General features: G+C 43.8%; 4 protein-coding genes. All 4 read left to right on the top strand.

What is annotated here, in order from left to right:
* The first annotated feature begins 299 nt into the window (after window positions 1-299).
* Window positions 300-1,043: a protein TolQ gene (tolQ, locus tag L0J61_RS09655; protein ID WP_301466239.1), complete on the top strand. Its 744-nt coding sequence runs from the start codon at window positions 300-302 to the stop codon at window positions 1,041-1,043.
* The gene (tolR, locus tag L0J61_RS09650) at window positions 1,040-1,501 is read left to right on the top strand and encodes a protein TolR (protein WP_301466238.1); all 462 of its coding nucleotides are present in this window, start codon (window positions 1,040-1,042) and stop codon (window positions 1,499-1,501) included. Before tolQ ends, tolR begins: the two co-directional genes overlap by 4 nt.
* Before the next feature lie 150 nt (window positions 1,502-1,651).
* Window positions 1,652-2,623 carry a cell envelope integrity protein TolA gene (locus tag L0J61_RS09645; RefSeq protein ID WP_301466237.1) on the top strand — a complete coding sequence of 324 codons (972 nt, stop codon included), beginning with the start codon at window positions 1,652-1,654 and terminating at the stop codon, window positions 2,621-2,623.
* 82 nt (window positions 2,624-2,705) lie between these two features.
* Window positions 2,706-4,016, top strand: a complete 1,311-nt coding sequence (locus tag L0J61_RS09640) for a translocation protein TolB (protein WP_301466236.1) — start codon at window positions 2,706-2,708, stop codon at window positions 4,014-4,016.
* Window positions 4,017-4,316 lie beyond the last annotated feature (300 nt).

Genomic DNA, 4,316 nt, shown 5'->3' with positions numbered 1-4,316 from the left:
CTAAAACCAACTGCGGTGAGACAATGCTATAATATGTTCGATAATATATTCGATAATATATTCGATATTTAACACTTTAATAAATGACCTTTTTGCCATTTCAAAGTACACTAGGCCGTCGATATGCTTTGTCAGACTTCAATCGGCAGTCGGTTCATTGTTTATAATGTAGATGTCACCAATCAGCTGATTTGCCTGTTGTCACAATCAGTCAGTTGTAGGACACGATTGAAAGCCCTTGCCCTCATTAGGGTGGCTTTAAAATGAAGACACGTCCCAATCACTCATGAGTAAAATACATGCCTGAATCATTAAATATCATCGATCTTATTCTCGAAGCCAGCCTCCTCGTTCAATTTGTCATGGCCCTTTTATTACTGGCATCTCTATTTTGTTGGGTGATTATCTTTCGGATGAGTGCACGACTTGGTACTGCTAAGAATTTTGATCAACAATTTGAGACTTGGTTTTGGTCAGGTGAAGATTTGGCAAAGCTTTATCAAGGCATACAGGGCTCACCTGATCGCCAAGGACTTGAGCAGATTTTTTATGTCGGGTTTTCTGAATACCTCAGAATGCATAAGAAGCGACAACCTAAAGACGATATCATTGATGGTGTTGAGCGCAAGCTAAGGGTCGGACTGGGTCGTCAGCAGCAGTTACTAGAGTCAGGACTGACAACGCTTGCCAGTATCGGCTCGGTTGCGCCTTATGTTGGACTGTTCGGTACGGTTTGGGGCATCATGAACGCTTTTCTTGGGTTGTCACAAAGTGAGCAAGCAACGCTTGCTGCCGTCGCTCCGGGTATTGCAGAGGCCCTTATCGCTACTGCCATGGGTCTGTTTGCCGCTATACCTGCTGTTTTGGCTTACAATCATTTTACTGCAAAAGCAAACTTCCTATATGACTCAAGAGCGCTATTTTGCGATGAGATGACGGGTATGCTTCAGCGCGAAACCAGTGCTACCAGAGCCAATGTAAATAAAGAAGGTAATGCTGTTAGAAAACCACAAACTGCCAACAGCCAGGTGCCAGGGCCATGAAACAAAGTCCCTATCGCCGTGAAAAAAAATCGCTCAATGCAGAAATGAATGTCGTACCCTATATCGATGTCATGCTGGTTCTGTTGGTGATATTTATGGTCACAGCACCAATGCTAATCACTGGTGTCGATGTCGACTTACCAAAAGAACAAACCAACACGATGAGTCAGAGCCAGCTGCCTGTCATCGTCTCTTTGACCAGTAATGGTGAGATTTTTATCAGTTATGAAAACAATATTGACATGCCTATCAGTGAGCCTGAACTCATTGATACTTTGTCAAATTTACAGTCTCAAAATAACAATACTGCATCACAGCCCGTACAAGTGATGATTAATGCCGATCAGAACAACCAATATGGTGCCATCATGACATTGATGGCAAATTTACAGCAAGCAGGTATTGAGAAAGTAGGATTGCTCACAGGTACGCCTTTGCCTGCAGCATCATTGCAATAGCAACGTAACAGTAACCCCACTTATCTAACTTTTTTTGACTTATTATTCTGTTTTCTTGGATTAGTTTTTCCTAGCTAGATTGTTATTTTGCCTAGATTGTCACAGTGAAAGCGCAAATCTAATGCACCACGTTCACGAGTATACCAAACCATGCATAATGCACCGATCGTCTATGTGCCCACCCAGCCGAAAGGTAATGGGATAGCTTTACCAACGCTACTTAGCTTGTTGGTACATGGACTTGTGGTCGGTGCTCTGGTTTATTCTTTTCATGCTACCACTGTTGAGACGGCGAGCAGCATTGAAACAGTCATGATATCTCCTGAACAGCTTGCCGATATGCAAGGTCAAATACTCGCTAACCGTACAGCGGCGGCACAGTCCACACAGACTAGTAATACTACAGTCGAGACCTCAGCTAGCGTGCCCTCACAGACATCGAGCGACAGTACTGACAGCCAACCCAACACGCAAAGCGTACCCGTATTTACACGATCTGATGACTCCCCCAGCCAGCCAATACTCATGAGCGAAGAACAACAACAGCAGCTTTCAGAAAGAAGGGAAACATACAGACGCCAAGTAGCTGAGTCCGCTGTCCAAATAGATCAAAAAACCTTGGAAGAACAGGAAGCAGTCGCAGAAGATAGAAGAAGACAGCAAAGGGAAGAACAAGAAAGGCTCAATGAGTTTCGTCAAAAACAAAACAACCCACCTAAGATTGAACGCTCGACAGCCAGTGATCCCAATATTAGGATCGATTCAGGTGGCGCTGAGAGTACCGAGCAAGTCTTTAGCTTATCAGACGGTCAACCAACCCGCTCTGGAAGCACTCAAGATAGCAGCCAAGCTGCTGCAAGTGGTAGTCGCGGTACCAGTAATAGTGAGATTCTCCGCTTAATTAAAAACAATTACAGTCCAGCACAAGGTTCAACTCAGCGCACCACGTTAACAATCACAGTCGATACCAATGGCAGTATCACAAACGTTAGCGCTTCAGGACCTGATAGCGCTGTGAATCAAGCAGCGAGACAAGCGGTGTTGGATACCGGAAGCTTACCAATTAGTCCTGATGACCCTAAGTACCCCACCTTTACCATAAAGTTTAGAGGGCGCAATTAATAAGTTGCTCAGGCCTCATATTATTGATAACTTACTCTTTATCACATTGATAACCATACTATTCTAGGAGCTAAATCCACTCATGCACACCCATAAAAAGTTACTAGCACTACTACTATTCAGTGCTTCTAGTCTACTGGTTTCTCCTCACTTGCTCGCAGCACCAGTCGTATTAGAGTTGGACTATGAGATTCCTGTCCAACAAAACCAAGTCGCTTTTGTACCTTTTGCTGGCGACTCCGTATTGTCACCTATCATTTTTAATGACTTAAGCAGGACTGAGTTGACCGTGACCAATCGTAATTTCCCGCAACAGCCGCATAGTAGTAACGATCTGACAAGCAGCCTACCTGTCTGGCAAAGCATGGGAATACCTTATTTAGTGGTCGGTAGTACTAGCAGTAATCGTGGACAGGTCACCACGAATTATGAAGTCATAGATGTAAACTCTGGGCAGGTACTTCAAGGGAGGCAAAATAAGCAAGGCAAGCAGAGCCTAACCGCTGATAACAACCCAGAAGACATGCGTTATGCAGCTCACGTCATCGCTGACAAAGTTTACGAACTGATCACTGGTACGCCAGGGGATTTCTCAGGACGTATTGCATATATCGAGGAAGTGGGTACAGGAAAAGGAAAAACCTCCCAATTAAAAGTCATGGATGCTGATGGTGAAAATGCAAGAACGATCACTGAAGTAGAAGGCTCTATTTTTTCACCGACTTGGTCGCCAGATGGTAACCGAATTGCATATTCGGTACAGCGTGATAAATCCTACCCGATTATCTATGTACAGAATATCAGCGGTGGCCGCGCTACACCATTAACCCCTTTTCCTGGCAGCAACCTGAGTCCATCATTTTCTCCAGATGGTAGTAAGGTACTGTTTTCCAGTAGCTTTGAAGGTAGCGCCCATATTTATGAAATCTCTGCCAGTGGTGGTAAGCCCAAAAGGTTGACAAACTGGACAAGTAGCGAAGTACAACCAAGCTATGCACCTGATGGCAATTCATTTGTTTTTGTCAGCGACCGTGCGGGTTTCAATAAACCACAAATCTATCGTTATGATTTTGACTCACAACAAACGAGCAAGGTATCAAACGGTGGATATGCGACCAGTCCTCAATTCAGCAGTGACGGCTCACAAATTGCCTTCTTAAACGGCTCATCAGCCGCCATCATGAATCAGAATGGTACAGTTACCGCTAATTTAGGCAATACAGGCATCGATGAAGCGCCGAGCTTTTCTCCCAATGGTAAGCGTGTGGTTTACGCCTCAAAGCAAAATGGTAAGGGCGTACTATTTATTCACTCTTTGAACGGCGGCAAGTCATTTGGCAAGTCTGGAAAAGGTACTATCCGCTCACCCGTTTGGTCATCAAGCGCTCAATAATACAGCCAGCCTATATCGCTTATTTAATAATAAACGGTATAGGGTGCGCTCAATTAAATTACGCTTAAGTAGCCGACATCTCGAGACAGTAGTATGAAGTTTTTTACCCTAATTTATATATTCATATCAACAGTTTTATTGACAGGTTGTCAGTCATTTCAATTTGCTGAAAGCCCTATCCCTGTCACCTCTGTTTCTATTCAAAATAACTCTTAACTGCTGTTTATAAAAATCCTATACTTTAAGTCATGAACTACCCACTACCTTAGAGGTAGGGGTTTCTTAGGTAATGCTCATACT

The organism is Psychrobacter sp., assembly GCF_030457785.1.
In the GTDB taxonomy this organism is placed as follows: domain Bacteria; phylum Pseudomonadota; class Gammaproteobacteria; order Pseudomonadales; family Moraxellaceae; genus Psychrobacter.
Note: the sequence above shows the minus strand (reverse complement) of the source record. Positions and strands in the feature narration are given on the sequence as shown.

What these genes read in the sequence shown, in the direction of transcription:
- tolQ (WP_301466239.1), top strand. Translation starts at nt 300, where the DNA reads ATGCCTGAATCATTAAATATCATCGATCTTATTCTCGAAGCCAGCCTC.
- L0J61_RS09640 (WP_301466236.1), top strand. Translation starts at nt 2,706, where the DNA reads ATGCACACCCATAAAAAGTTACTAGCACTACTACTATTCAGTGCTTCT.
- L0J61_RS09645 (WP_301466237.1), top strand. Translation starts at nt 1,652, where the DNA reads ATGCATAATGCACCGATCGTCTATGTGCCCACCCAGCCGAAAGGTAAT.
- tolR (WP_301466238.1), top strand. Translation starts at nt 1,040, where the DNA reads ATGAAACAAAGTCCCTATCGCCGTGAAAAAAAATCGCTCAATGCAGAA.